The sequence below is a fragment of the Ruminococcus sp. AF20-12LB genome, assembly GCF_003478985.1.
GTDB lineage: Bacteria > Bacillota > Clostridia > Lachnospirales > Lachnospiraceae > Blautia_A.
This window is the reverse complement of the sequence record NZ_QUGH01000018.1, coordinates 41,883-64,049: the sequence shown is the minus strand read 5'-3', so window position 1 is coordinate 64,049 and position 22,167 is coordinate 41,883. Positions and strand designations below refer to the sequence as shown.

The window sequence follows — 22,167 nt, the reverse complement described above, 5'->3', positions numbered from 1 at the left end:
AACGGTACGCACGGTGGTGTGAGAGGACGGGAGCTAATCACTCCCTCCTACTCGATTATGATTGTATAGAAACCGGCATCCTGAAATATAATAAACAGAGAAAATGAATGCTGTCCGCAGATCTTCTCAGGCCAGAAAGGGGGATATTTTTGAAAAAAGATACCAGAAAACTGATCACCTGCATTGCAGTGCCTCTGGCGACCGGAGCTGTTTCCGGTTTTTTTACCAGAAACGGAATGAAAGTATTTGCAACATTAAATAAGCCTCCCTTATCGCCGCCAGGATGGCTGTTCCCGGTTGTATGGACGATTCTTTTTATCATGATGGGGATTGCTTCGTTCTTGATCGCATCCAGGCCCAAAAGCAGAGCCAGAGATAAGGCTCTTACTTTATATGGGATCCAGCTTGCTGTGAATTTCCTATGGCCGTTTTTCTTCTTTGGGGCAGGATGGTATGGCTTTGCATTTCTCTGGCTTATTTTTCTGTGGGGACTTGTATATTGCTGTATCTGCACATTCGGGGAGTTTTCCCGGAATGCTGCATATCTGATGGTCCCGTATCTGGCATGGCTGACTTTTGCCGGTTACCTGAATCTGTTTATCGCACTTTGGAACTGACGGAACATTTGCCTCACGCATAAAATGCTTTCTGCTTCTATAAATCCGGCTAATATCATTATAATTTATTCTGAAAAAGCAGGAATATCCGCCAAATTGGTTTTTATTTTCAATTCTCTTATGCTATACTGATAGCGATTATGGATGTACAAACGACAACAAAAATCGTTAGCATTATGGTAGTAGAGAGGAGCACATTATGAGTGGATTTTTTGGAGTAGCATCGAAGGATGACTGTGTACTGGAGCTTTTTTACGGAGTGGATTACCATTCTCATCTGGGAACACGACGCGGAGGTATGGCGGTTTACGGAGAAAGTGGATTTGACCGTGCCATCCACAACATTGAGAACACGCCTTTCCGTACAAAATTTGACGGAGATGTGGGTTCCATGAAGGGAAATATGGGAATCGGATGTATTTCTGATTATGAGCCCCAGCCCCTTCTGTTCAGTTCCAGGATCGGCAGCTTTGCCCTCACTTTTGTGGGAAAGATCAATAATTATGATGAACTTCTGCAGCAGCTGTACAATACGACCAAGGTACATTTTCAGGAGATGACCAACGGAACAGTCAATGTGACCGAACTGATCGCTGCACTAATCTGTGAAAAGGACAATTTTGTGGAAGGTATCCAGTACGTACAGGGCCTGATCGATGGCTCCATGACTCTGCTTCTTATGACAAAAGACGGAATTTATGCAGCCCGTGACAAGATGGGACGAACTCCTGTGGAAATTGGCCACAAAGAAGGGTCATACTGTATTTCTTTTGAAAGTCATGCCTATATCAACCTTGGATACGAAGATTATAAAGAGCTAGGCCCTGGAGAGATCGTATTCGTAACAGCAGACGAAGTTAAAACTCTGGTTAAGCCTGGAAAGAAAATGAAGATCTGTTCTTTCCTCTGGGTTTACTACGGATATCCGACAGCCTCTTATGAAGGTGTAAATGTAGAGGAGATGCGCTACCGCTGTGGAAGCATGCTTGCAAAGAGAGACGGCGATTCCGTGCATCCGGACATTGTAGCCGGTGTTCCGGATTCCGGCATTGCCCATGCCATTGGATACGCCAATGAATCCGGCATTCCTTACGCAAGACCTTTCATCAAATATACACCAACCTGGCCCAGATCTTTTATGCCGACCAATCAGAACCAACGTAACCTCATTGCAAAAATGAAGCTGATCCCGGTACGTGCGCTGATCAAGGATAAAAAACTTCTTCTCATAGACGACTCCATCGTACGTGGTACCCAGCTCCGCGAAACAACTGAATTTCTGTACCGCAGCGGTGCCAAGGAGGTTCATGTTCGTCCTGCCTGCCCGCCGATCATGTACGGCTGCAAATACTTAAACTTCTCACGTTCCAAATCTGAGATGGAGCTGATCACACGTCAGGTGATTGAAAAAAGAGAAGGCCCCAACTGTCCGCAGGAAATTCTGGATGAATATGCAGATCCACATACAGAGAAATACGAGCAGATGGTACAGGATATCTGCAAGATGCAGAATTTTACCACTCTCCGTTATCACAGACTGGATGATCTTCTGGAATCCATTGGAATCGATCCTTGTAATGTATGCACATATTGTTTTAACGGTAAAGAATAAAAAATATTTTGAAAACAGAGAGCTACTGTTTCAGATGAGCCTCATTAACTCCCGGTTGCATTTTGGGAATCTGCGGCTTATAATAAATGCGGATATATCTTTTGTGATATATCCGCGTTTTTTATGTCATTTTTTTATATCATGGAAAATTATTTCGTAATGTTCCAATGACAGAGTATAACAAAAAATTTTTCAGGAGTATAAACATGATTTTTCCTATAAAAGCCATGATATTTGATGCAGATGGTGTCCTTCTGGACTCGCTTTCTGTCTGGAAGGAGCTTGGAAAACGATATATTACAGATCTGGGATATCAGCCGGTTGCGGGAATGGATGAAATCCTTTTTCCCATGAGTATGGAGCAGGGAGCGGCCTGGCTGAAAAACAGGTTTACTCTTGAGTATTCCGAAGAAAAGATCGTGATGGATCTGAAAGCCCGGATCCGTAAATACTATTTTGAAGAGGTCCCGGCAAAATCAGGTGCCAGGGAGCTTCTTCAATGTCTTACAGAACAGAAAATCCCGGCTGCTGTGGCAACATCAAGCCCCAGGGAACATATCTGCCGGGCACTGGAAAGAAACGGACTTCTTTCTTTTTTTAATAAAATCTATACCACCAGTGAGACCGGAGAAAGCAAACATTCTCCGAAGGTCTATTTTACAGCAGCAGAAGCACTGGGATCGGATCCATCCCGGACGCTGGTTGTGGAGGATTCGCTCTACGCGTTGCAGACTGCCGGAAAAGCAGGATTTCTGACTGCCGGTATTTATGACGCATTGGGAGAACCGGATCAGGAACAGCTGAAAAAGGATGCCTATATCTACTGTCGGGATCTGACAGAGTTACAGAATCATATATTCACAGAAAACGGAGGAAACCAAAGATGAAAACAGCATTAACCATCGCAGGCAGCGATTCCAGCGGAGGAGCCGGGATCCAGGCCGATATTAAAACCATGATGGCAAACGGAGTATACGCCATGAGTGCCATCACCGCACTGACTGCCCAGAACACCACCGGTGTCACAGCCATCCAGAATGCAACCGCAGAGTTCCTGGGGCAGGAGCTGGACTGTATTTTTACGGATATCTTTCCGGATGCAGTAAAGATCGGAATGGTTTCCGAAAGTAATCTGATCCATATGATCGCAGGAAAGCTCCGCTGGTATCGGGCAAAAAACATCGTGGTGGACCCGGTTATGGTTGCCACCAGTGGTGCAAGACTGATCAGCGAGGAGGCGGTGGATGTTCTGAAGGAGGAACTGTTTCCTCTTGCAGATCTTCTCACCCCCAATATCCCGGAAACCGAGGTGCTTACCGGACGGAAGATCAAAAGCGCCGATGATATGATCGAAGCTGCAAAACAGGTTTCCGAGCAATATCACTGTGCAGTTCTCTGCAAGGGCGGACATAAGCTCAATGATGCCAATGATCTTCTCTATGTAAATGGAACATATCAGTGGTTTGAGGGAAAAAGGATCGACAATCCCAATACCCACGGAACAGGATGTACTCTTTCCTCAGCCATCGCTTCCAACCTTGCAAAGGGATTTTCCATGGTGGAATCTGTAAACCGTGCCAAGGACTATATTTCCGGAGCCCTTGCTGCCATGCTGGATCTGGGAAAAGGAAGCGGCCCTATGGATCATGGCTTTGCGATAAAGAACAGTTATACAGAGGAGGCATAAGATTATGACAGTTACAGAACGTATCACAGCTCTTCGAAAACAAATGAAGGAAAAGGGAATCGATGCTTATCTGGTTCCGACCGATGATTTTCATGGTTCTGAGTATGTTGGAGATTATTTTAAATGCAGAAAATACATCACTGGATTTACCGGTTCTGCCGGAACTGCCGTGATCATGCAGGATATGGCCGGACTCTGGACAGACGGAAGATATTTTATCCAGGCTGCACAGCAGTTAGAGGGAACGCCGGTTACTCTGTTTAAAATAGGAGAACCGGACGTACCAACGATTCACAAATTCCTGGAAGAAAATTTGAAAAAGGGAATGTGTCTCGGCTTCGATGGCCGTACCGTAAGCGCAGAAGAAGCAGAGACGCTGGAAAAAATCCTTCAGAAAAAACAGGTACGTTTTTCTGTAAATGAGGATCTCATCGGAAATATCTGGGATGATCGTCCGGCACTTTCCTGTAAACCGGTAATGGAATTATCCGAAAAATGGGCCGGAAGGTCCAGAGCAGACAAAATCCGGGAAATCCGCAGCAAACTGAAAGAGAAGGGGGCAGACCTCTTTATCCTCACTTCTCTTGATGACATTGCATGGCTTTTAAATATCCGCGGAAATGATATCCACTGCTGCCCGGTAGTTCTTTCCTATCTTGTGCTGGATGACAGTGAACTCCGTCTTTTTGTCAATGAAAAAGCCTTTTCGGATTCTGTTAAGGAAGCACTTTCCAAAGACGGTATTGCCATTTATCCATATGATGATATTTACACCTATGTACAGACGATCCCCGAAGAGAAAAAGGTATATCTTTCGAGAAGCAATGTAAACAGCCGGCTGGTCAGCAGTATTCCGAAGCAGGTAACGGTCCTAGACGGTGAAAATCTGACCCTTCTCCCAAAAGCCATCAAAAATGAAACCGAAGTCCAGAATGAAAAGACTGCCCACCTCAAAGATGGCGTTGCAATGGTGAAGTTTATCCACTGGCTGAAGAAAAATGTGGGAATGAAGAAGATCACCGAGCTTTCCGCTGCTGATAAGCTCTATGAATTCCGTTCCGTACAGGAGAATTTTCAGGGAAACAGCTTTGATCCCATCATTGCCTACGGTGCACATGGAGCCATTGTCCATTACAGTGCAACAGAAGAAACCAATATTCCACTGGAGCCAAAAGGGCTGGTTCTGATGGATACAGGCGGACATTATCTGGAGGGCACCACTGATATCACCCGCACCGTTGTACTTGGCCCGGTTACTGAAAAAGAAAAAAAATATTTCACAGCAGTACTCCGTGGACACCTGCACCTGGCAGCAGCAAAATTCCGTTACGGCTGTACCGGCCTGAATCTGGATACACTGGCCAGAGGACCTCTCTGGGCTATGGGAGAGGATTATAACCACGGAACAGGCCATGGCGTAGGTTATCTTCTCAATGTACACGAAGGACCGCAGAGCTTCCGCTGGAAAAGCCCTGCCGAGCTTCCGGCTCCTGTTCTGGAAGAAGGAATGATCACCTCCGATGAACCGGGATATTATGCGGAAAATGAATTCGGCATCCGTCACGAAAATCTTGTAGTCTGCAAAAAAGCTGAAAAAACATCCTACGGCCAGTTTATGAAATTTGAGCCACTGACCCTGGTACCATTTGATCTGGAAGGTATAGATCCGGGACAGATGGAAGCAGGAGAGCGCAAATTGCTCAATCAGTATCATGCCCTTGTATACGAAAAAATTTCCCCATATCTGAATGAAGAAGAGAAATCCTGGTTAAAAAAAGCCACACAGGAAATATAACTCGGAATTCACTTTAATATTTCATTCCGGCAGATACCTTAAGAAATATAAAATCATTTCCGGGATAAGAATAAATCCTGACAGGGAGGTACTTAACGCCTATGAAAACAGAAAATATCATTAATCACTACATCGATCTCCACGCACATCTGGACGGCTGCATTACCCCAGAGATAGCCAGAAGACTTGCCGCATTGCAGCAGATCACACTTCCGGCTGCAACAGATGAAGAGCTTCTTTCTCTCCTTTCTGTACCGGATACCTGCGAAAATCTCAATGATTTTCTGAAATGCTTTGACCTGCCTCTTTCCCTTCTTCAGACAGAAGAGGCATTGGAAGAAGCTGTTTATCTTATCCTTTCTGAAATGAAAGAAGACGGTGTGATCTACGCAGAACTTCGTTTTGCCCCACAGTTCCATACACAGAAGGAAATGACTCAGGAAACAGCGATCCATGCTGCATTACGTGGTCTGAAAAGAGCTCCCATCCCCGGTAATCTGATCTTATGCTGTATGCGCGGTGATCTTAACCAGAAAGAAAATCTGGAAACTCTGGAGCTGGCAAAAAAATATCTTGTTGAAGATGGCGGCGTGGTTGCTATCGATCTTGCAGGAGCCGAGGCACTCTTTCCAACAGAAAATTACGAGGCACTTTTTGCAAAAGCAAGAGAATATCAGGTTCCATTTACCATCCATGCAGGCGAGGCCGGAAATGCAGAGGATGTAAAAACAGCTGTCCATATGGGTGCGGTCAGGATCGGCCATGGTGTGAGGATTGCAGGAAATAAGGAAGTGATACAGCTTGTAAAGGATAAGGGGATTTTTCTGGAAATGTGTCCTACAAGCAACCGCCAGACAAAAGCTGTGGAAGAAATGTCTGATTATCCGCTGAAAGCATTTCTCGAAATGGGACTTAAGGTAACCTTAAATACCGATGATCCGGCGATTGAAAGAACAACCCTCTCCCGGGAATTCCGATATATGGAATCTCTGTTAAATCTTACCCAGGAGCAGAAAAGGCTGCTACTTCTGAATTCTGTGGAGGCAGCCTTTACTTCCAGGAACAGAAAATGGAAACTGAAAGAACAGCTTCTTTTCTGAACCTTGGAAGCTACGATCGCATTAACATAATTCTTACTGTATGCCATCTTGACATTGACCGGTATTCTGTTCATCATATATGGGAGAATATGATTTTTGAAAGGCAGGTTGAAAATGATCTATATCTCTACATATTTATCACCTCTGGGAAATATTTTACTGGCTGCCGATGATATTGGGCTTACCGGTCTGTGGTTTGAAGGCCAGAAATATTTTGCCAATACACTTCCTGATAAAAGAATAGTGCAGGAGACGAAAATCCTTACAGAGGCAAAAAAATGGCTGGATATATATTTCTCCGGTGAGGACCCCACATTTACTCCCCCTCTTCATCCTTCCGGATCCGCATTCAGACAGGCAGTATGGCAGATTTTATTACAGATTCCTTATGGGCAGACGATCACATATGGAGAGATTGCACGAAGAGTAGCTGAAATGCAGCAGCTTTCTCATATGTCTGCACAAGCTGTAGGCGGTGCAGTTGGACACAACAAAGTTTCTATTATCATTCCCTGTCATCGTGTAGTAGGCGCAAATGGCAGCCTGACAGGATATGCCGGAGGCATTGACAAAAAAATAGCGCTTCTTGAACTGGAGCATGCAGATATGAGCCGTTTATTTATTCCCGGGAAGGGCACTGCACTGTAGCATGTATTGGAAGCCTATCAGTCTGTGCACGTCAACTCATTGAAACCGCCGTGTACCAAACGGTACGCACGGCGGTTTCGATAAAAGGGCGGGAGCTAATCACTCCCTCCTACTCGATTATCTTCTGTTATTAATAACCTCTCTCGCCATATCTGCAAGTTCTCCGGCAGGTAATTTTCCATCTATTTGCAGCAGATCATACTGGATGCCATCCTTATTCCAGTTAACGCTTTGAACCTGACTGACTTCAATCTGAGAAGTGCTGTCATCGTAACTGAATACAACTTTTCCACTGGACTGGTCTTTTTTATCTTGTTCTGTCAATTCGTAATCATCCGATACCACTTTATTTATATAATGTACATAATACAAATTTGTTCTATTTACAGTGGCAATAATATCACCTGACGGAGTAAGCTTTGAGTTAAATTTCTGCTGTTCAAACGATACAACATCTCCATTCTTCTGATAATCAAAGGACACAGATTTAAAATTCTCAATTACATTTGCATTGCCATCCTTAAAACTGTTTTTTATAATATTGCCCTCTTTGAAGCAGTACCCGTTCTCAAAGGTATCAATCAATACCGGTCTATACCCAATATCCTTTGTAATCTGTTCTGACGTTGGAAGAGATGTATAATCAGCACGTGATGCAGATGAACCTGTCCACATTGAAATCTTTCCTGTTGCTGCCATAGCAGTAACTCCAATTGTAAGTGTTGCAGCTATCAACAAAGGTAATATTTTCTTTTTTGATCTCATAGTCGTTTGCTTCCTTTCTGTATCTGCGAAGTCAAGTTTTGCATAAACTCTCTGTCTGACATTCTCTGTATCAATATCAAGAGCATTGCAGGAAATATCTGCCTGTTTTTGTATTCCCAATTCTTTAAGCAAATTTTTTCTTCTCATAATTTTTCCTCCGCATCCGATAACATTTTTCTGAGTTTTCTTTTTCCTCTTGAAAGTCTGGTCTTAACTGTAGAAATATTAAGTCCCATTGCTTTTGAAATATCCTTGATTTTTTCATCAAATTTATACCGCCTTACAAAAATCTCGCTGTCAGGTTCGCCAAGGCTCATAACTGTTTCCCATACATAATTATTGTGAAAATTCTCTTCCATGAAATTTTTGCCATCTGACAGTTCAATATCTTCAAGAGATGTATGATCCATCTTTCTGTTTATCCGTTTCAGAGCAAAATTCCGGGCAACAGCAGCAAGATATGACCGTAATGTACCTTTCTGTAAATCTATCCTCCCGGTATTCTTCCAAAGTACAACAAACACATCTGCCACAATTTCTTCAATATCCTCTTTCGGCAGTGAATTGCCGGTCATATGATACAAAACAGTACTCAAATACGGCGTATAAATTCGGATTGCTTCATCTATTGAATTTTTTCTCTGTTCCTGAGACGCTGCAAAAGTTCTTCTTCATCTGTCATATCAATCCTACTTTCTTTTTAATATTTTCAAAAATTAAAAGCTTTTAACCTTTACATTCTTATATATCCTGTCAAAGAGCAAAAAGTTTCATTTTTGGAAAATTACGATATTGATACACCACTTTACAACTTTTTCATAAAAAAATATCGTACAGGACTTTCTGATGTATAATGAATTTGGCATAAAATATTACAAAGGAAAGTGAACCTGTACGGCAAAAACATTATACAGCGAAAAAACACTGATAGGCAGACTTCAGCAATATTTTTTGATCTATTTTGAAACTTTTTCTGTTCCGACAGCAGATACCTTATTTCTGCTGATATTATCTATACTGAGCCGCACACAACGGTTCCAACTATCTGAATCAACACTGCTTTGTGAGAGTCATGCTCTTCGTACCTGTCTGGAATGGAGATAAAGTATCTCATCTTTCATTGCACATATACAGAGAAACTGGGTGAGAAAACAGGGAAAGCATATCGGATTGATCTAAGCAGTGTTTTGTTTTTGTCGCCTGTGAAGAGTAAGACAAAGAGAAGCTTGAGGAATATATTACGGAATTACATAAAAAATACAAACACAAACAGAACAGAGATTAAAAAAAGTGGATATTTCGTTGGCAATGGAAGAGGCAACGGAAAAAAATACTTTTATGAGAACCGATTTCCTTTCCGATGCATCTAATTAGTGTAAAAGTAAACATGAGTAGTAATCCAGCTGGACAAAAGGAGAAGACAAAGTTATGACAAAAGATGTATTTATTAAGGAGGTTCGGGATGCAGAAGCCATGCTGTATCATATATCAAAGTCCATTCTGAAGAATGACTCTGATTGTGGGGATGCTGTGCAGGAAACAATTCTTAAGGCATATGAAAAACTTCCCACTTTAAAGAAAGAAAAATATTTCCGAACATGGATCACAAGGATATTGATCAATGAATGCAAAGGGATTCTTCGGAAAAGAAAAAATGTTATTCCATATGAAGAATATATGGACAAAATGAAAACGACTGAGAAGAACAGATACAGTCATTTGTATATGGCGATTATGGAACTTCCGGAGGATCTGAGGGTTTTGGTAACATTGTATTATTTAGAAGGATTTTCATTGAAAGAGATCAGTGAGGCTCTGGATATTCCGGAAGGAACGATCAAAAGCAGACTTTCACGTGCAAGAGAGTTTTTGAAAGAGCAGTTATCCGAAGAAGAGAAAAGACCGGCAACTGGGAAAAACAGCAAGCAATTAAAAAGAATAACAGGAAAGGGGAAAATGTCATGTTAGAGAACAAATGGAATAATATCGCACCGGAAGTACCACAGGATTTTCATAATAAATTTGAAGATACACTAAAACAGATTGAACAGGCGGATTCAGTTGATAAAAAATACAAAAGAAAAAAAATCAGTGGCCGATTATTGATTGCAGCAGCAGTAATTTGTACTGGTATGGCTGTTACTGTAGCTGCAAAAGAGTTCTTTAAATGGAATAATTACCTGGTGAAAAGACTGGAGCCATCGGAAGAACAGCAGAAGACACTGCAGGAATCAACCTATATTCAGAATATAGACCAGTCTGTAACACAAAATGGTGTGACGGTTACCCTGACAGATTCTATTCAGGATCAGGGATTCCTGTATGCTTTTTTTGAAGTGAAAACAGATGACAGTATTTCTATGACTGATCATACTTCTTTTGAGGAGATGACACATTTTAAGATCGATGGAAAAGAAGTATATGCAGTGGACGATAACAGATTTGGAAGCTTCAATATTGGGGTAGGACAGGATGTGTTACTGAAAACAGATCAAAATTCTGCACATCTTAAACATTTTAACGCCTGTATATCCTATGACGGTGATTATGATCTGAGTAATAAAACAGTAGAAATCACATTAAAGAATCTTACGGAGGAAGGAGATTATGATACGACTGTTATTACAGATGGAACATGGGATTTTAAATGGACTCTGGGTGCAGTAAAGCCTCCGACAACTCTGGAAGTGAACCGGAAATGTGATTTTGGAGGTTATGAAATCACTGTGAAAGAAATGGAAGTAACGCCCCTTTTATGGTCATTATATCTTGATTATGATGAAGCTATGAAGGTGTATGAAGATGAAAAAAACAAATTTGAGTACGCAGGTACGGACTATGGCATGGATCTTTATGCCAGAACTAGTATTGACCAGGTGCGTTATAAAGATGGAACAGTTTTAACACTTGATAGGACCATGGGAGGCATCGCTGGCGGTGGAGAAAAACAGGATAAGGAAAACGGTGTCCTGATCATCAGAAACAGCTTCCCGCAACTGGTTGATGTAGATAACCTGCAGGCGGTACATTTTGGGAACATTGACCAGTGGCTTGAAGTGCGGGGATAAAAGTTTTTTCGGTGATACAGAAAAATCCTCCCATAATTAGATAATGAGAAAATACAAAAAGAACCGATACAAGGTCTTTGCAAGACTGATATCGGTTCTTTTTGGCTAAGTCTGCCAAGCCCATTACCTTTAGGTAATGGGTAGTTGACTAAATATAGGTAACCATACAGTCGGAAAAATGGCTCTGTAACAAAAGACCGTTTTTCCGGCTTTTCATTTTATCAGCAGTGAGGCATTCACACCGTTTGAAAATCTGTAAGAACTGAGTCATTGGGGTATGTCATGACGGGTAATCAAATATATGACATAGATTCTACAATTGTAGAAAATAAGATTGACTTTTTGATTCTATAGATGTAGAATTAGAAAAGATTTCTACATCTGTAGAAAAACAGGGAGAACACAAGCTGAGGCGCAGACTCACAGACCACTATGATTACGATGTGACCATGTGGGATTCAATTGTGGTAAAAAAGTTGCTGCAGCGTATAAACTACATCAAATAGATACGGAGGATAAAATGTGCGGAATCTGTGGATTTACAGGTTACAGACAGGATCAGAAGACAGTAATTGAAAGGATGATGAAAGCCATTGAGCATAGGGGTCCGGATAGTGAGGGCTCTTTTTGCAGGGAGAAGATCACGCTGGGCTTTCGAAGACTTAGTATTATTGATTTAGAAGATGGGCAGCAGCCTATGGAAAGTACGGACGGAAACCTTCATATTGTTTTTAATGGAGAAATCTATAATTATAAGGAACTGCGGGCAGAACTTGAGGCTTTCGGCATTTCTTTCTGTACTCATTCTGACACGGAGGTTCTGATAAATACTATTCAGCAGTATGGGGAGAAGGCACTGGATAAGCTCAGGGGAATGTTTGGGTTTGCTGTATGGAATGAACAGGAGCAGAGTTTGATGCTTGCAAGGGATTTTTTTGGAATTAAGCCTGTGTACTATGCCGAAATAGATGGACACTTTGTATTTGCTTCTGAAATTAAGAGTATCCTTGCATTTCCAGGCTATGAAAGGAAAGTAAATCAGAAGGCACTGGAGCAGTATTTGTCATTTCAATATTCCCCTCTGGAAGAAACTTTTTTTAGGGGGATTTATAAGCTTATGCCAGGTCATATGCTTTTATATAAAAACGGAAACTATGAGATAAAGACTTATTTCAAAACAAAGCTTGCACCAGGCCAATGGGACCGTAAGACGAATATGGAGCAGCTGCGGAATCAGCTTGCAGAGAATTTAAAGGATTCAGTGGAACACCATATGTTAAGTGATGTGGAAGTCGGCGCGTTTTTATCCGGGGGAGTGGATTCCGGTTATCTGGCTTCTTCCTCTGGTGCAGATCAGGCATTTACAGTGGGATTCGATGAGGGAGACCGATATAGTGAAGTAAACAAAGCTGCCAAAGTGGCAGAAAAAGCAGGTTTGAAACACCATGTGAAAATCATATCCAAGCAGGAATTCTGGGATGCCCTTCCAGATGTTATGTATCATATGGATGAGCCCCTTGCTGATGCTTCCGCCGTTGCACTCTATTTTCTCTCAAAAGAGGCGGCAGGTCATGTCAAGGTTGTTCTTTCCGGAGAAGGAGCAGACGAGCTTTTCGGTGGATATAATATTTACAGAGAACCGGAATCACTGAAAAAAATTGACTGGATTCCATTTGGTGTCAGACGTGTAATTGGAAAACTGGCTGCAAAGCTGCCGGATGTGAAGGGACGGGATTTCCTTATCCGTGCAGGAATGAAAGTGGAAGAACGTTTCATCGGAAATGCATATATTTACCGTGAAAAAGAGAAAGCGCAGATTTTGAAAAATAAAGTAACAGGACCTTCCACACAGGAATATTTAAGACCATTTTTTGAAGAACTTGAGTCAGAAAACAGAGGATCACTTCAAGACATGGAAAAAATGCAGTCTGTAGATCTGAGATACTGGCTTCCTGGCGATATTTTGCAGAAGGCAGATAAAATGAGCATGGCACATTCATTGGAAGTCAGGGTACCATTTCTGGATAAAGAAGTTTTTGACTTTGCAGCCAAGCTTCCGAAAGAAGCCAAGATTGCAGCGGGTACAACCAAATATATTTTCCGTAAAGCTGTTTCCCAATTCATACCACAGGAAACCGATGAACGTAAGAAACTTGGTTTTCCAATTCCAATCCGTGTGTGGCTGCGGCAGGATGACTGGTATCAGATGGTAAAGGAGTTATTTACCTCGAAAGAAGCAGAAGAGTTTTTTCATACAGATAAGCTTCTTTTACTTCTGAAAGAGCACAAAGAGAAAAAGGCAGATAACAGCCGTAAAATCTGGACAGTTTTGACATTCCTTATCTGGTATGATAGATTTTTTGCTACATGTTCGAAGTGAGAGAGTTGGTTATGAGACGGTAAAAATATAAATATACGAAAAATCCGTTGACAATGGTATTTGGGACTTTTATGATAAAACTTTATTTGTTTGTATAGAAACTTTCGGATTATTGGAGGAAGAGTTTAAGGAGTATGTGGGTGGAAATCTGAAAGATTTTATGGTTTTGGATGCTTTCGACTCATTGTTCTTAAATGGAAAGGCAAATCAGGAAGCGCAGAATCCATCTAAATATCTTTTGTACCAGGATCCAATGGCTGGTACTTTTGATCGGGAGGTGGTGGAGAGCGGCGTTGGCACAGGTGCCTACTATGAGAAATTAAAGAAGATGATGGAAATCTGCCAGGAGAATTCCCCGGAATATGTTACTCTATTTGCCTATTATGAAAAGCTGGCAGCAGTGCTGACCTATAAGGCAGATCTTGGTGTCCATATAAAAATATTTTAGATAAGAACCAGAAACCGGCTTTAAAAGAAATCTGTGAAAAAGAAATTCCGGAAATCGTAGATAATTTAGAAAAAATGAAAATTTTCAGAGAAGACCTGTGGATGTCAGAAGCAAAGCCCTTTGGCTATGAACTGATGGATGTGAAACTTGGATCTGTGATTACCAGACTTAACAGTACCATCCGGAGAATCAAAAAGTATCTGGATGGAAGCATCCCATGTCTGGAGAAACTGGAAGAAACGCGACTTCCATACTTTGAGAAAAATGCGGACAAACGTGAAAATCACTGGAGTCAGATTACTAGTGGAAGTGATCTGATTGATACCATCTGATTTTTGAAAATTTAAAAAGATGCTTGCTTTTCAAGGTGTATAATGTTATGATTATACAAATGTTTTTTAGAAATTAAACATAAGAAATCCGAAGAAAGTAGGGGCTTTGGCATAATATCCTGCCGAGGATTGTAATATTAGCAGAGTTCGTTCCTTTTGGAGGGATGGCTCTGCTTTTTTTGGATTACGAAGGAAGGGCATGGAGTGATTGAAAAACTTACAACGGACAGCTATTTAGAATGTCTGATAAAAACTATGGTTTTTACGGCTACCATTTTTATAGAACTAGTGTGTGGATTTAGCATGACAGATATAAAACCATTTTATATTACGATATTATTGCAGGCAATTAACAATATGTATGATGCTGGGTGTTCGATTGCAAAGAAAAAACAGGTATTTCAAGTGAATTTATTGCAGGGAATTACGTTTTTGCTTGCATTGATTGATTTGATTTCAGCAGTTTGCTTCCTTGGAAATCCACAATTGCAATCTGTGGCATCTAGGAAAGGAGTTATATTACTATCCTGTATATTTGTTGGATTTATTCTTTTGTTACTTTACAGAGAAATATTTGTTCATCTTAGCATAATTTACAGAAGAGAAAAATATAGTGCAGGTAGTAGTGTAAGAAATGTGATTGAACCAAAAGACCTTGGGATGCAGTCCGATTGTGACGATGCATGCAACTGGGATGATAAGGAGAATAATTATGATTGAAGCTGTAGCAGTACTTCTTTTTTTTATAGTTGCAGGAACTCTATGGGGGATAGTAGAAACTTTTAAATATAGGAAAAATTTTTCAAGAAACTGTGAAAACGGACAAATCTCCACTATTAAAGCGTACCGAATAAAGCGACGTGGATCCTGGCGGATTTTTGGTGACCGTATTCTAGATGAAAAATCGTTTCTGGTAATGAGGGAAAAGGAGTCAAAGTTAAAAATTCATTAATTCAATAGCGGGGTATTTTAAATGGCTGAACAAAATGTTTTTAATCTAATGCAAAACGATGAGATTGGACTGTTGTGGAAAAAGATATATCAATTACATCAAAAAACCAAAATTTATCTACTTACAGCCGAAGAAATATCAGAAAATGGGGATGCATTGATTCAGCCATTAAAAGAGCACCGGGATGCATATGATCATATTGTAAGGATTTTTGCTAGCACAACCAAAAAAGTGCCGGAAGGATACGATTACTATTCTTATATCAAAGGAAATCTTGAGAAAGCATATGGACATGAATATCGTGCTTTTTTTGATACGGCAGACTGGCTTGCATACAATCTGCGGCATAATTTAAGAGAGCGCATAAATGCGATTCCATATAATAAAAGAAATCAATTAATCCCAAATTGCAAAGAAACAATCAAATTATTGAACCAATACCCATTTGAAATTTCTAATCTACGAAATGACAAGGATATAGTAAAAGAGTCTGACTCGGATGAGACAATAAAAGAATATGAAAATTTGCTTAGGCAATTAATAAAGTTATATAAAGAAATTGATTCAATTTGATGTTGGTACTAAAACAATTAATAGACTGATTGATCGTCGAAAGGTATCTGTTTGTCCATATCAGTGATATGTTACTCCATAAGGATAGTTCAGGAATATGTAGAATATTACACTTGCTAAAAAATCTGAGTGCAGAAGCGGCAGACCTTTTTTACAAGTGTAATACGGTTTTGCTTTCAAGAGCGACTCAACGACTTGAATAATTGTGCGTCACATTCTCGTTATTTCAGTGATGAGTTAGACGTGCAAATCTTTTCTAAAAAATACAAATAGAGGGAGTTTTATTGGACTAAATATTTTATAACAGCAGTTGCAGCCGGTATCTCATGATATATAAAATGAGAATATCGGCTGCTTTTCATTACTTTTACCCCTAAAAGGTAATCTTCTGAAAACCAAAACTGTAGTTTGGATCTCAACTGAAAAAATTTAAATTTTTTTGTTACCATCCACTATTTTTTACGATATATAATATGAATGGAAATTTTTTTATTCAAAAAGGCGCCTTATCTGTTGCTGGTCAGATTATGGACAGTGACTTTTATCTTAAAGAAACCCGGAGGACAACCTGTAAATGAATGATGATGAAATTATAAACCTGTTTTTGAAAAGAGATGAGAATGGAATTATAGAATTGAGTACTAAGTATCACCCCTATTGCTACAAGATTGCCTGGAATTTATTGGCGAATAGAGAAGATGCCGAGGAATGTCTGAATGATACCTGGTTTTCGGTATGGTCACAGATTCCTCCTACGCATCCTTCTGTATTGGCACACTTTTGCGGTCGGATTACAAGAAATCTTAGTATTGACCGCTTAAGGAAAAAGTTTGCAGGCAAGCGCCCGGATGTTCATATGGCAGATGTTATGGAGGAAATGGAGCAGCTAAATGTAACTTATACCGTGGAAGAACAGCTGGCGGAAAAAGAACTGATGGAAACCATAAATCGTTTTTTGGAAGAAATGTCTCCAAAGGACAGAAATATTTTTGTACGAAGATACTGGTTTTTAGATCCTGTTTCTGCAATATCCAAAAGGCATCATATGTCAGCGGGAAGCGTGAAAATGAATTTATACAGAAACCGGAAAAAGCTGTTGAAACTGTTGGAAAAAGAAGGAGGACGCATATGAAAAAGTTTGATTTTTCAAAAGAATTTGGTAATATTGATCCGAAATATATAGAGGAAGCAGAGCGGGAATGGAGTGAAAAAAAGGAAAACCGGAGACCAAAAGGGTGGAGCAAAGCAGCAGCTGCCTGTGTGATCGTCACCTTGGGTTCTGTTATCTTTTCTAATCCACATATCCAGGCTGCAATAAAAAATATTACATTGTCCATAGGAGAAACCCTTGGTTTCCCAAAAGGTATTGAATCTTATACGGAAGTGTTGAATACTTCTAAGGAAGACAAAGGAATTACTGTAACATTAAAAGAAGTTGTTCTGGATAATGGGGTTCTGTTAACAAAGGTGCATGCAGAAAAAACATCTTCCGGGCAAAAGGACACGGATGATGTCCAGGATGCCTGGACCTTTGCCAATACACAGCTTGACATTGATTATCAGAAAACTACAATAAATGGACAGAAAATTGAAGAATACGAAAGCGGACACCATCTGCCATATTCGGACGAAGATTTGCTAAATACTGGACTGGATGAAAATGTCTATGATGCTGTTCTGGAATCTCGATTTTTCCTTGATGGTGATTTGGGAGAAAATCCGGAAGTACATTTGGTACTCGGTGCCTATCAAAATGAAAATCTTGGCGAAGATTATTTCGCAGAGTTTGAGTTTGATTTTTCTATTTCCCATGAGGAGCTTATGAAACAGACAGTTCATAAAAAGCTGGAAGATGTTTCTGTTAAAACAGAAGAAGGAACCGTAAAATTAACAGACTTTTCCATGAATAAACTGCAAAGTATAATTAAGGCAGAAATTCCGGAAGAACTTGAGGAAAAGCTGTATAATGGTAATGAGATGATGCTTATGGGGACAGACAGTAAAGGAAATCAGGTACAGTATGAACTGCGCAGTAATTCGGCAGATGGTAAATCTCAATGGAGTTTTAAAACCAGTTTCTGGGGTATGTATCAGCTGGATTCTGACAGCCCGGTTCTTTTGCTCCCGGATATTGACAGCGATTATCTGGAATTACAGCTTTATACCAGAGAACCTTACATGGCTGCTGCAGACACTGTCTGGGTTGATGACGATTTTGTAGAAATTGGTGAGACTACAGAAGAGGTAGAAGAGGTTCCGGAGGATACTTTGGAGGAAAAAAATCCGTCAGATGCAGAGGATCAGGTTGAAACTCAAATTATCGGAGGGGCAGATGCTCCCACAGAAGTAAGGCTTCAAGACGATACAGACCAGAAAGAAAATACCGACGCAGCAGATAAAACGGACGAAGATTACGGAACCGAAGAAAGCGCATATTATGATGGAGCTACAGGTGAAATCACTGCAGAATCCGGTTGGACACCTGTCGGGGATAAAATAAGGATTCAGATTAGGTAGAGAAACGTGAATCTGTTTTCAAAAATCCTATGTCAAAGAAGCTTTGCATACCTGTTTTTTCACTGTAAAAGGTAAATTGCTTTTCATTTGGCAGAAATTTTTATATAATCCAGGTGAGAAAGCAAAACCGATTGGAAGAACAGGAGCAGAGCAATATGAACATTGGAACGCAGATATTAAAAATACGAAAAGAAAAGGGACTGACCCAGGAGGAATTTGGAAAAATATTTCATGTTACCAGACAGACTGTGTCTAATTGGGAAAATGAAAAGAGCTATCCGGATCTGCAGATTCTCATAGACATCAGCAACCGTTTTGATATTTCTCTCGATGTCTTAATAAAGGAAGATGTCAAAATGGTAAAAACCATGGATAAAGAAAGAGTGCTTGGATCATTGAAACGGGAAAAGTCTGTTATTGACTTTTTTACAGGTGCAGGAACTGGAATTGTAATTAGCTGCCTGTTTTCAGCCGATACAATGGCCAGAACGGTTACCATTGTATTAGGCGTGGTCATGATCGGAATTGGATGGTATCGCGAAGCAAAATATGACAAAAGATTGTTCAGATATATGAATGATGAAGAACAGTGAGGTGGAGAATATGAAAATCTGGCGTGAACTGTTAGGCTATGTGAAATTGATTGTAATAGTAGTGGCAATTACCCTGGTTATCAATAATGTTGTTTTGATTAACGCAAAAATCCCTTCACCCTCCATGGAAAAAACACTTATGGTGAAAGACCGCCTTTTCGGCTTTCGGCTTGCGTATGGAATTAATCTTAATCTGTTCGGTTATGAAATTTCTGAAAAGTTCAAGGACCCGGAGCGATTTGATATTGTAATATTCAAATACCCAGATGATGAAAGCCGTCTTTTTATCAAAAGAGTGATCGGACTGCCGGGTGAGGTAGTGGAAATTAAGGATGGGAAAGTTTACATTGATGGTTCACCCACTCCATTGGATGACTCTTTCATTCCGGAGAAAATGATCGGAAGTTATGGTCCATATACAGTTCCGGAAAACTGTTATTTCATGCTTGGTGACAACCGGAATGATTCGAAGGATTCACGTTCATGGAAAAATAAATTCGTGCGATTTGACCAGATTGTGGGGAAAGCTGTTGTAAGATACTATCCATCTTTCAAGTGGTTAGGATAATAAGAAACGCGAATATCAGTGGCTTATTAAGCACTGGAATATTCGCGTTTTTTATTTGATAATGGAAGTCGATTTTTGTCCTGTCTTGTGTATCCCAAAAGTGCCTGTTTTACAGGCTTTCCGGGGTATCAGTCATTTTGTCTGGTATTGTAAAGCAGTGTCAGATTTGTCGTAAATGTAGTAAATTTGTGGTCAAAAAATGATGAGAAATGGAGAGTGCTAACAAAATGAAACTAACGTATACGAATGTAAATGGATATCTGCTTCCAGATCTTACTTATAAATCCGGTGAGCAGATGGATCAACTTGGCAAGTATGGTTTTCTTCGCAGAGATTATCTGAAAAACCATCGAAATTCAACCTATCAGGTGATGCTTCTGCAGGATATGCTTGGAAAGCATCTTCTGGAAGTGGACAAGTATTTCCTATTATGTATTTAATACGAATAAACATAGACAGGTTTTACATGGACAAATATGGTTTTGTGATTTGGGATACAACATAGGAACGGAAAAAAATAAAATGCGTCCGGTACTGGTGATGTCCAATAATAAAATCAATAATTCTGAAAAAGTGGTAGTTGTTTGTATTACCGATGCAAAAGGAAAAGTAAACGCAAGATGTTTGCCGATTCAGGATTCATGGTTTTTGTTATATTCTGATACAGAAGATGAAGAAAAGCAAGTGATTCCGGGAAGAACCATACCAGCGTCTATGCATACTTATGAATTTTTGGATAAAGACAGTATGATTCAGTGTGAGGAGATACGTGCAGTTAGTAAGGCAAGGCTGGATGCAAATCGAGGATGTATTGGTACTTTAACACCGGAAGATTTTAATCTTGTAAAAGGAAAATTCAAAAGAGCATACAACCTGTAAAATGTGACTGCTAAAAATTTGTTGACAAAGAGAAGGTAGTTGCATATAATAAAGAAGAATAGAGATACTATGATTAAGTCCCACGCTTGAGCAATCAAGATACAGTGGGTACTTTATAAATGTTTAAACGAAGCCGTAGGACCGTAAGGTATAGCTTCTGGAGGCTCCCCAGTTTATCTGGGGAGTTTTTCTTTGGAAAGATTTATGATAATAAAAAATGAAAGTAATAAGAAAGCTGGCAGGATGTGTTCCCGTGAAAAGGAAGGTATCCTGCCTTTTTTGCATGAAAGAGAGGAAATTCATATGAGAAAATTTTATACAGCAGAAGCAGTAACAGAAGGACATCCGGATAAATTGTGTGACCAGATTGCATATGCCATTTTGGATGTGTGTCTGAAGAATGATGAAAATTCCAGAGTAGCCTGCGAAGTGCTTGCTACAAAAGGAAATATTATTGTGGCAGGAGAGATTATCAAAGAACTGACAGCCATCCGGAGACTATCCAAATATCTGAAAGAAACATATCCCGATATCCATTCGGCAGAAGAACTGAACCGGGAGTTGCTGGAAGAACATCTGATGTACCTTGCAACAGAAGCGGAAGACATGAATAATTACCGAATGGATTTGACAAGACTTAGGGGAACTCTGGAAACCATTGGAAAATTATATGGGTATCCACATTTAGAAATTTTATTTCTGGCCAGTGACTTGCCCAGACAGGTGCAGCCGAAATTGAAATCTTATTCAGACAGTGAACTGATTCGTTTTAATGCAGCGCTTGCGGAGCTGGATGAGCAAATGGAGCGGCTTATGGTCATCCACCAGATGTTAGGAACAAGGATATCTGATACCCTTACTCTGCAGACAGACTGCCTGTATCGGCAGGACGGACATCCTATGATCCAGATCCGGCAGATGAAAACAACTACCTTTGTGAAGCCTATCAGCGCAGAATTGGAACTGCTGATTGAAAAAGTAATGGAATATACCAAGAAAAGGTATGGAGATACGGTTTACATTTTTTGTGGATGAGAAAAATAGCAAGAAGCCTATGCAGTACAATACCGTTCAAAACAAGCTGATGGATTTGATCCAGAAAAAAGATCTACGGGACGATCATGGAGAACTATTCGGCTTCGGAACGCATATGTTCCGTCATGTATATGGTATCCGCTTAACAGAACTGCATCTGGATGACTGGACCATCGCAAAACTACTGGGCCATACATCCGTAAAGAATGTGAAATTTTACCGGAAGATGAGCCGCCAGATCATCGCAGATGAAACAAGAGAAATCAGAGCAGAGATGAGCCGGATGGGGGAAAGAGTATGAGCAAATATGGCAAGATGCTGGAAGTAAACCATGAGCAGAGCTTGGAGAAGATTCAGAGGGCAAAGCTGACGATCCTGGAAATGATTGAAGAAGAGGATAAAGTGACCGTTCCAAAACTGATGCAAAAGACCGGACTGTCCAGAGGTTTTTTTATAAGAACCCGGAAGTGCGAAAGGCAGTAGATCGTGCTTTGTAGCTACAGGCTGGCATGGTAGATAAGAGAAGAAAGATTTTAGATATGGCAATAGACAACCGTATCTTGCAGCTGGAGTAACAGGTAGCGAAACTAAAAAGAGA

26 protein-coding genes and 1 other annotated feature are annotated in these 22,167 nt (G+C 40.4%); of the genes, 24 read left to right on the top strand and 2 right to left on the bottom strand.

What is annotated here, in order from left to right; translation table 11 throughout:
- Window positions 1–149 precede the first annotated feature (149 nt).
- The 7 genes from DWX61_RS17245 (at window position 150) to DWX61_RS17215 (ending at window position 7,459) form a co-directional block, all read left to right on the top strand.
- Window positions 150–617, top strand: a complete 468-nt coding sequence (locus DWX61_RS17245) for a TspO/MBR family protein (RefSeq protein WP_270406350.1) — start codon at window positions 150–152, stop codon at window positions 615–617.
- Window positions 618–816: 199 nt separating this feature from the next.
- Window positions 817–2,229, top strand: a complete 1,413-nt coding sequence (locus DWX61_RS17240; RefSeq protein WP_118368750.1) for an amidophosphoribosyltransferase — start codon at window positions 817–819, stop codon at window positions 2,227–2,229.
- Window positions 2,230–2,435: 206 nt separating this feature from the next.
- Entirely contained in the window at window positions 2,436–3,116 is a 681-nt protein-coding gene (locus DWX61_RS17235) for an HAD family hydrolase (protein ID WP_182434040.1), read from the top strand.
- Window positions 3,113–3,916 carry a bifunctional hydroxymethylpyrimidine kinase/phosphomethylpyrimidine kinase gene (gene thiD, locus DWX61_RS17230; RefSeq protein ID WP_118626553.1) on the top strand — a complete coding sequence of 268 codons (804 nt, stop codon included), beginning with the start codon at window positions 3,113–3,115 and terminating at the stop codon, window positions 3,914–3,916. The genes DWX61_RS17235 and thiD overlap by 4 nt, the downstream gene beginning before the upstream one ends.
- 4 nt (window positions 3,917–3,920) lie before the next feature.
- Entirely contained in the window at window positions 3,921–5,711 is a 1,791-nt protein-coding gene (locus DWX61_RS17225; RefSeq protein WP_118626551.1) for an aminopeptidase P family protein, read from the top strand.
- Window positions 5,712–5,812: 101 nt separating this feature from the next.
- The gene (gene add, locus DWX61_RS17220; protein WP_118368753.1) at window positions 5,813–6,811 is read left to right on the top strand and encodes an adenosine deaminase; all 999 of its coding nucleotides are present in this window, start codon (window positions 5,813–5,815) and stop codon (window positions 6,809–6,811) included.
- Between the two features lie 114 nt (window positions 6,812–6,925).
- Complete coding sequence (locus tag DWX61_RS17215) at window positions 6,926–7,459, top strand: methylated-DNA--[protein]-cysteine S-methyltransferase (protein ID WP_118368754.1); 534 nt, start codon at window positions 6,926–6,928, stop codon at window positions 7,457–7,459.
- Window positions 7,460–7,576: 117 nt separating this feature from the next.
- Here DWX61_RS17215 and DWX61_RS17210 read toward each other — a convergent pair whose 3' ends face one another.
- Both DWX61_RS17210 and DWX61_RS17205 read right to left on the bottom strand, forming a co-directional pair.
- Window positions 7,577–8,371: a hypothetical protein gene (locus DWX61_RS17210; protein ID WP_118626549.1), complete on the bottom strand. Its 795-nt coding sequence runs from the start codon at window positions 8,369–8,371 to the stop codon at window positions 7,577–7,579.
- On the bottom strand, window positions 8,368–8,799 hold the full coding sequence (locus DWX61_RS17205; RefSeq protein WP_286188087.1) for an RNA polymerase sigma factor: 432 nt from the start codon (window positions 8,797–8,799) through the stop codon (window positions 8,368–8,370). The genes DWX61_RS17210 and DWX61_RS17205 overlap by 4 nt, the downstream gene beginning before the upstream one ends.
- 853 nt (window positions 8,800–9,652) lie before the next feature.
- Here DWX61_RS17205 and DWX61_RS17200 point away from each other — a divergent pair.
- The 17 genes from DWX61_RS17200 to DWX61_RS19625 all read left to right on the top strand — a co-directional run bounded on the left by DWX61_RS17200 (window position 9,653) and on the right by DWX61_RS19625 (window position 22,052).
- A complete protein-coding gene (locus DWX61_RS17200; protein WP_118626547.1) occupies window positions 9,653–10,192 on the top strand; it encodes an RNA polymerase sigma factor in 540 nt (179 codons plus the stop codon).
- A complete protein-coding gene (locus DWX61_RS17195) occupies window positions 10,186–11,292 on the top strand; it encodes a DUF4179 domain-containing protein (RefSeq protein WP_118626545.1) in 1,107 nt (368 codons plus the stop codon). Before DWX61_RS17200 ends, DWX61_RS17195 begins: the two co-directional genes overlap by 7 nt.
- Window positions 11,293–11,812: 520 nt before the next feature.
- Window positions 11,813–13,672, top strand: a complete 1,860-nt coding sequence (gene asnB / locus DWX61_RS17190; RefSeq protein WP_118626543.1) for an asparagine synthase (glutamine-hydrolyzing) — start codon at window positions 11,813–11,815, stop codon at window positions 13,670–13,672.
- 136 nt (window positions 13,673–13,808) lie between these two features.
- Window positions 13,809–14,120 carry a hypothetical protein gene (locus tag DWX61_RS17185; RefSeq protein ID WP_147419640.1) on the top strand — a complete coding sequence of 104 codons (312 nt, stop codon included), beginning with the start codon at window positions 13,809–13,811 and terminating at the stop codon, window positions 14,118–14,120.
- On the top strand, window positions 14,114–14,452 hold the full coding sequence (locus DWX61_RS17180) for a hypothetical protein (RefSeq protein WP_158583657.1): 339 nt from the start codon (window positions 14,114–14,116) through the stop codon (window positions 14,450–14,452). The genes DWX61_RS17185 and DWX61_RS17180 overlap by 7 nt, the downstream gene beginning before the upstream one ends.
- Window positions 14,453–14,522: 70 nt before the next feature.
- Window positions 14,523–14,643 (top strand) — a sequence feature (ribosomal protein L10 leader region).
- 13 nt (window positions 14,644–14,656) lie between these two features.
- On the top strand, window positions 14,657–15,172 hold the full coding sequence (locus DWX61_RS17175; protein WP_117996891.1) for a hypothetical protein: 516 nt from the start codon (window positions 14,657–14,659) through the stop codon (window positions 15,170–15,172).
- A complete protein-coding gene (locus DWX61_RS17170; protein ID WP_005423104.1) occupies window positions 15,165–15,404 on the top strand; it encodes a hypothetical protein in 240 nt (79 codons plus the stop codon). The genes DWX61_RS17175 and DWX61_RS17170 overlap by 8 nt, the downstream gene beginning before the upstream one ends.
- A 21-nt stretch (window positions 15,405–15,425) precedes the next feature.
- A complete protein-coding gene (locus DWX61_RS17165; protein WP_022387878.1) occupies window positions 15,426–15,977 on the top strand; it encodes a hypothetical protein in 552 nt (183 codons plus the stop codon).
- Window positions 15,978–16,551: 574 nt separating this feature from the next.
- On the top strand, window positions 16,552–17,109 hold the full coding sequence (locus DWX61_RS17160) for an RNA polymerase sigma factor (RefSeq protein WP_114002530.1): 558 nt from the start codon (window positions 16,552–16,554) through the stop codon (window positions 17,107–17,109).
- Entirely contained in the window at window positions 17,106–18,494 is a 1,389-nt protein-coding gene (locus DWX61_RS17155) for a DUF4179 domain-containing protein (RefSeq protein ID WP_118626539.1), read from the top strand. The genes DWX61_RS17160 and DWX61_RS17155 overlap by 4 nt, the downstream gene beginning before the upstream one ends.
- A gap of 155 nt (window positions 18,495–18,649) precedes the next feature.
- Complete coding sequence (locus tag DWX61_RS17150; protein WP_118513945.1) at window positions 18,650–19,087, top strand: helix-turn-helix transcriptional regulator; 438 nt, start codon at window positions 18,650–18,652, stop codon at window positions 19,085–19,087.
- 10 nt (window positions 19,088–19,097) lie between these two features.
- Window positions 19,098–19,655, top strand: a complete 558-nt coding sequence (gene lepB, locus DWX61_RS17145) for a signal peptidase I (RefSeq protein ID WP_110103551.1) — start codon at window positions 19,098–19,100, stop codon at window positions 19,653–19,655.
- Between the two features lie 227 nt (window positions 19,656–19,882).
- A complete protein-coding gene (locus DWX61_RS17140) occupies window positions 19,883–20,095 on the top strand; it encodes a TnpV protein (RefSeq protein ID WP_243875256.1) in 213 nt (70 codons plus the stop codon).
- Window positions 20,046–20,534, top strand: a complete 489-nt coding sequence (locus DWX61_RS17135) for a type II toxin-antitoxin system PemK/MazF family toxin (RefSeq protein WP_270427824.1) — start codon at window positions 20,046–20,048, stop codon at window positions 20,532–20,534. Before DWX61_RS17140 ends, DWX61_RS17135 begins: the two co-directional genes overlap by 50 nt.
- Before the next feature lie 303 nt (window positions 20,535–20,837).
- Window positions 20,838–21,569, top strand: coding sequence for an S-adenosylmethionine synthetase N-terminal domain-containing protein (locus DWX61_RS19715; protein WP_330674934.1), 732 nt, complete (start codon window positions 20,838–20,840; stop codon window positions 21,567–21,569).
- Entirely contained in the window at window positions 21,538–21,870 is a 333-nt protein-coding gene (locus DWX61_RS19430; RefSeq protein WP_270427823.1) for a tyrosine-type recombinase/integrase, read from the top strand. Before DWX61_RS19715 ends, DWX61_RS19430 begins: the two co-directional genes overlap by 32 nt.
- On the top strand, window positions 21,867–22,052 hold the full coding sequence (locus tag DWX61_RS19625; RefSeq protein WP_330410786.1) for a DUF6262 family protein: 186 nt from the start codon (window positions 21,867–21,869) through the stop codon (window positions 22,050–22,052). Before DWX61_RS19430 ends, DWX61_RS19625 begins: the two co-directional genes overlap by 4 nt.
- Window positions 22,053–22,167: the final 115 nt, after the last annotated feature.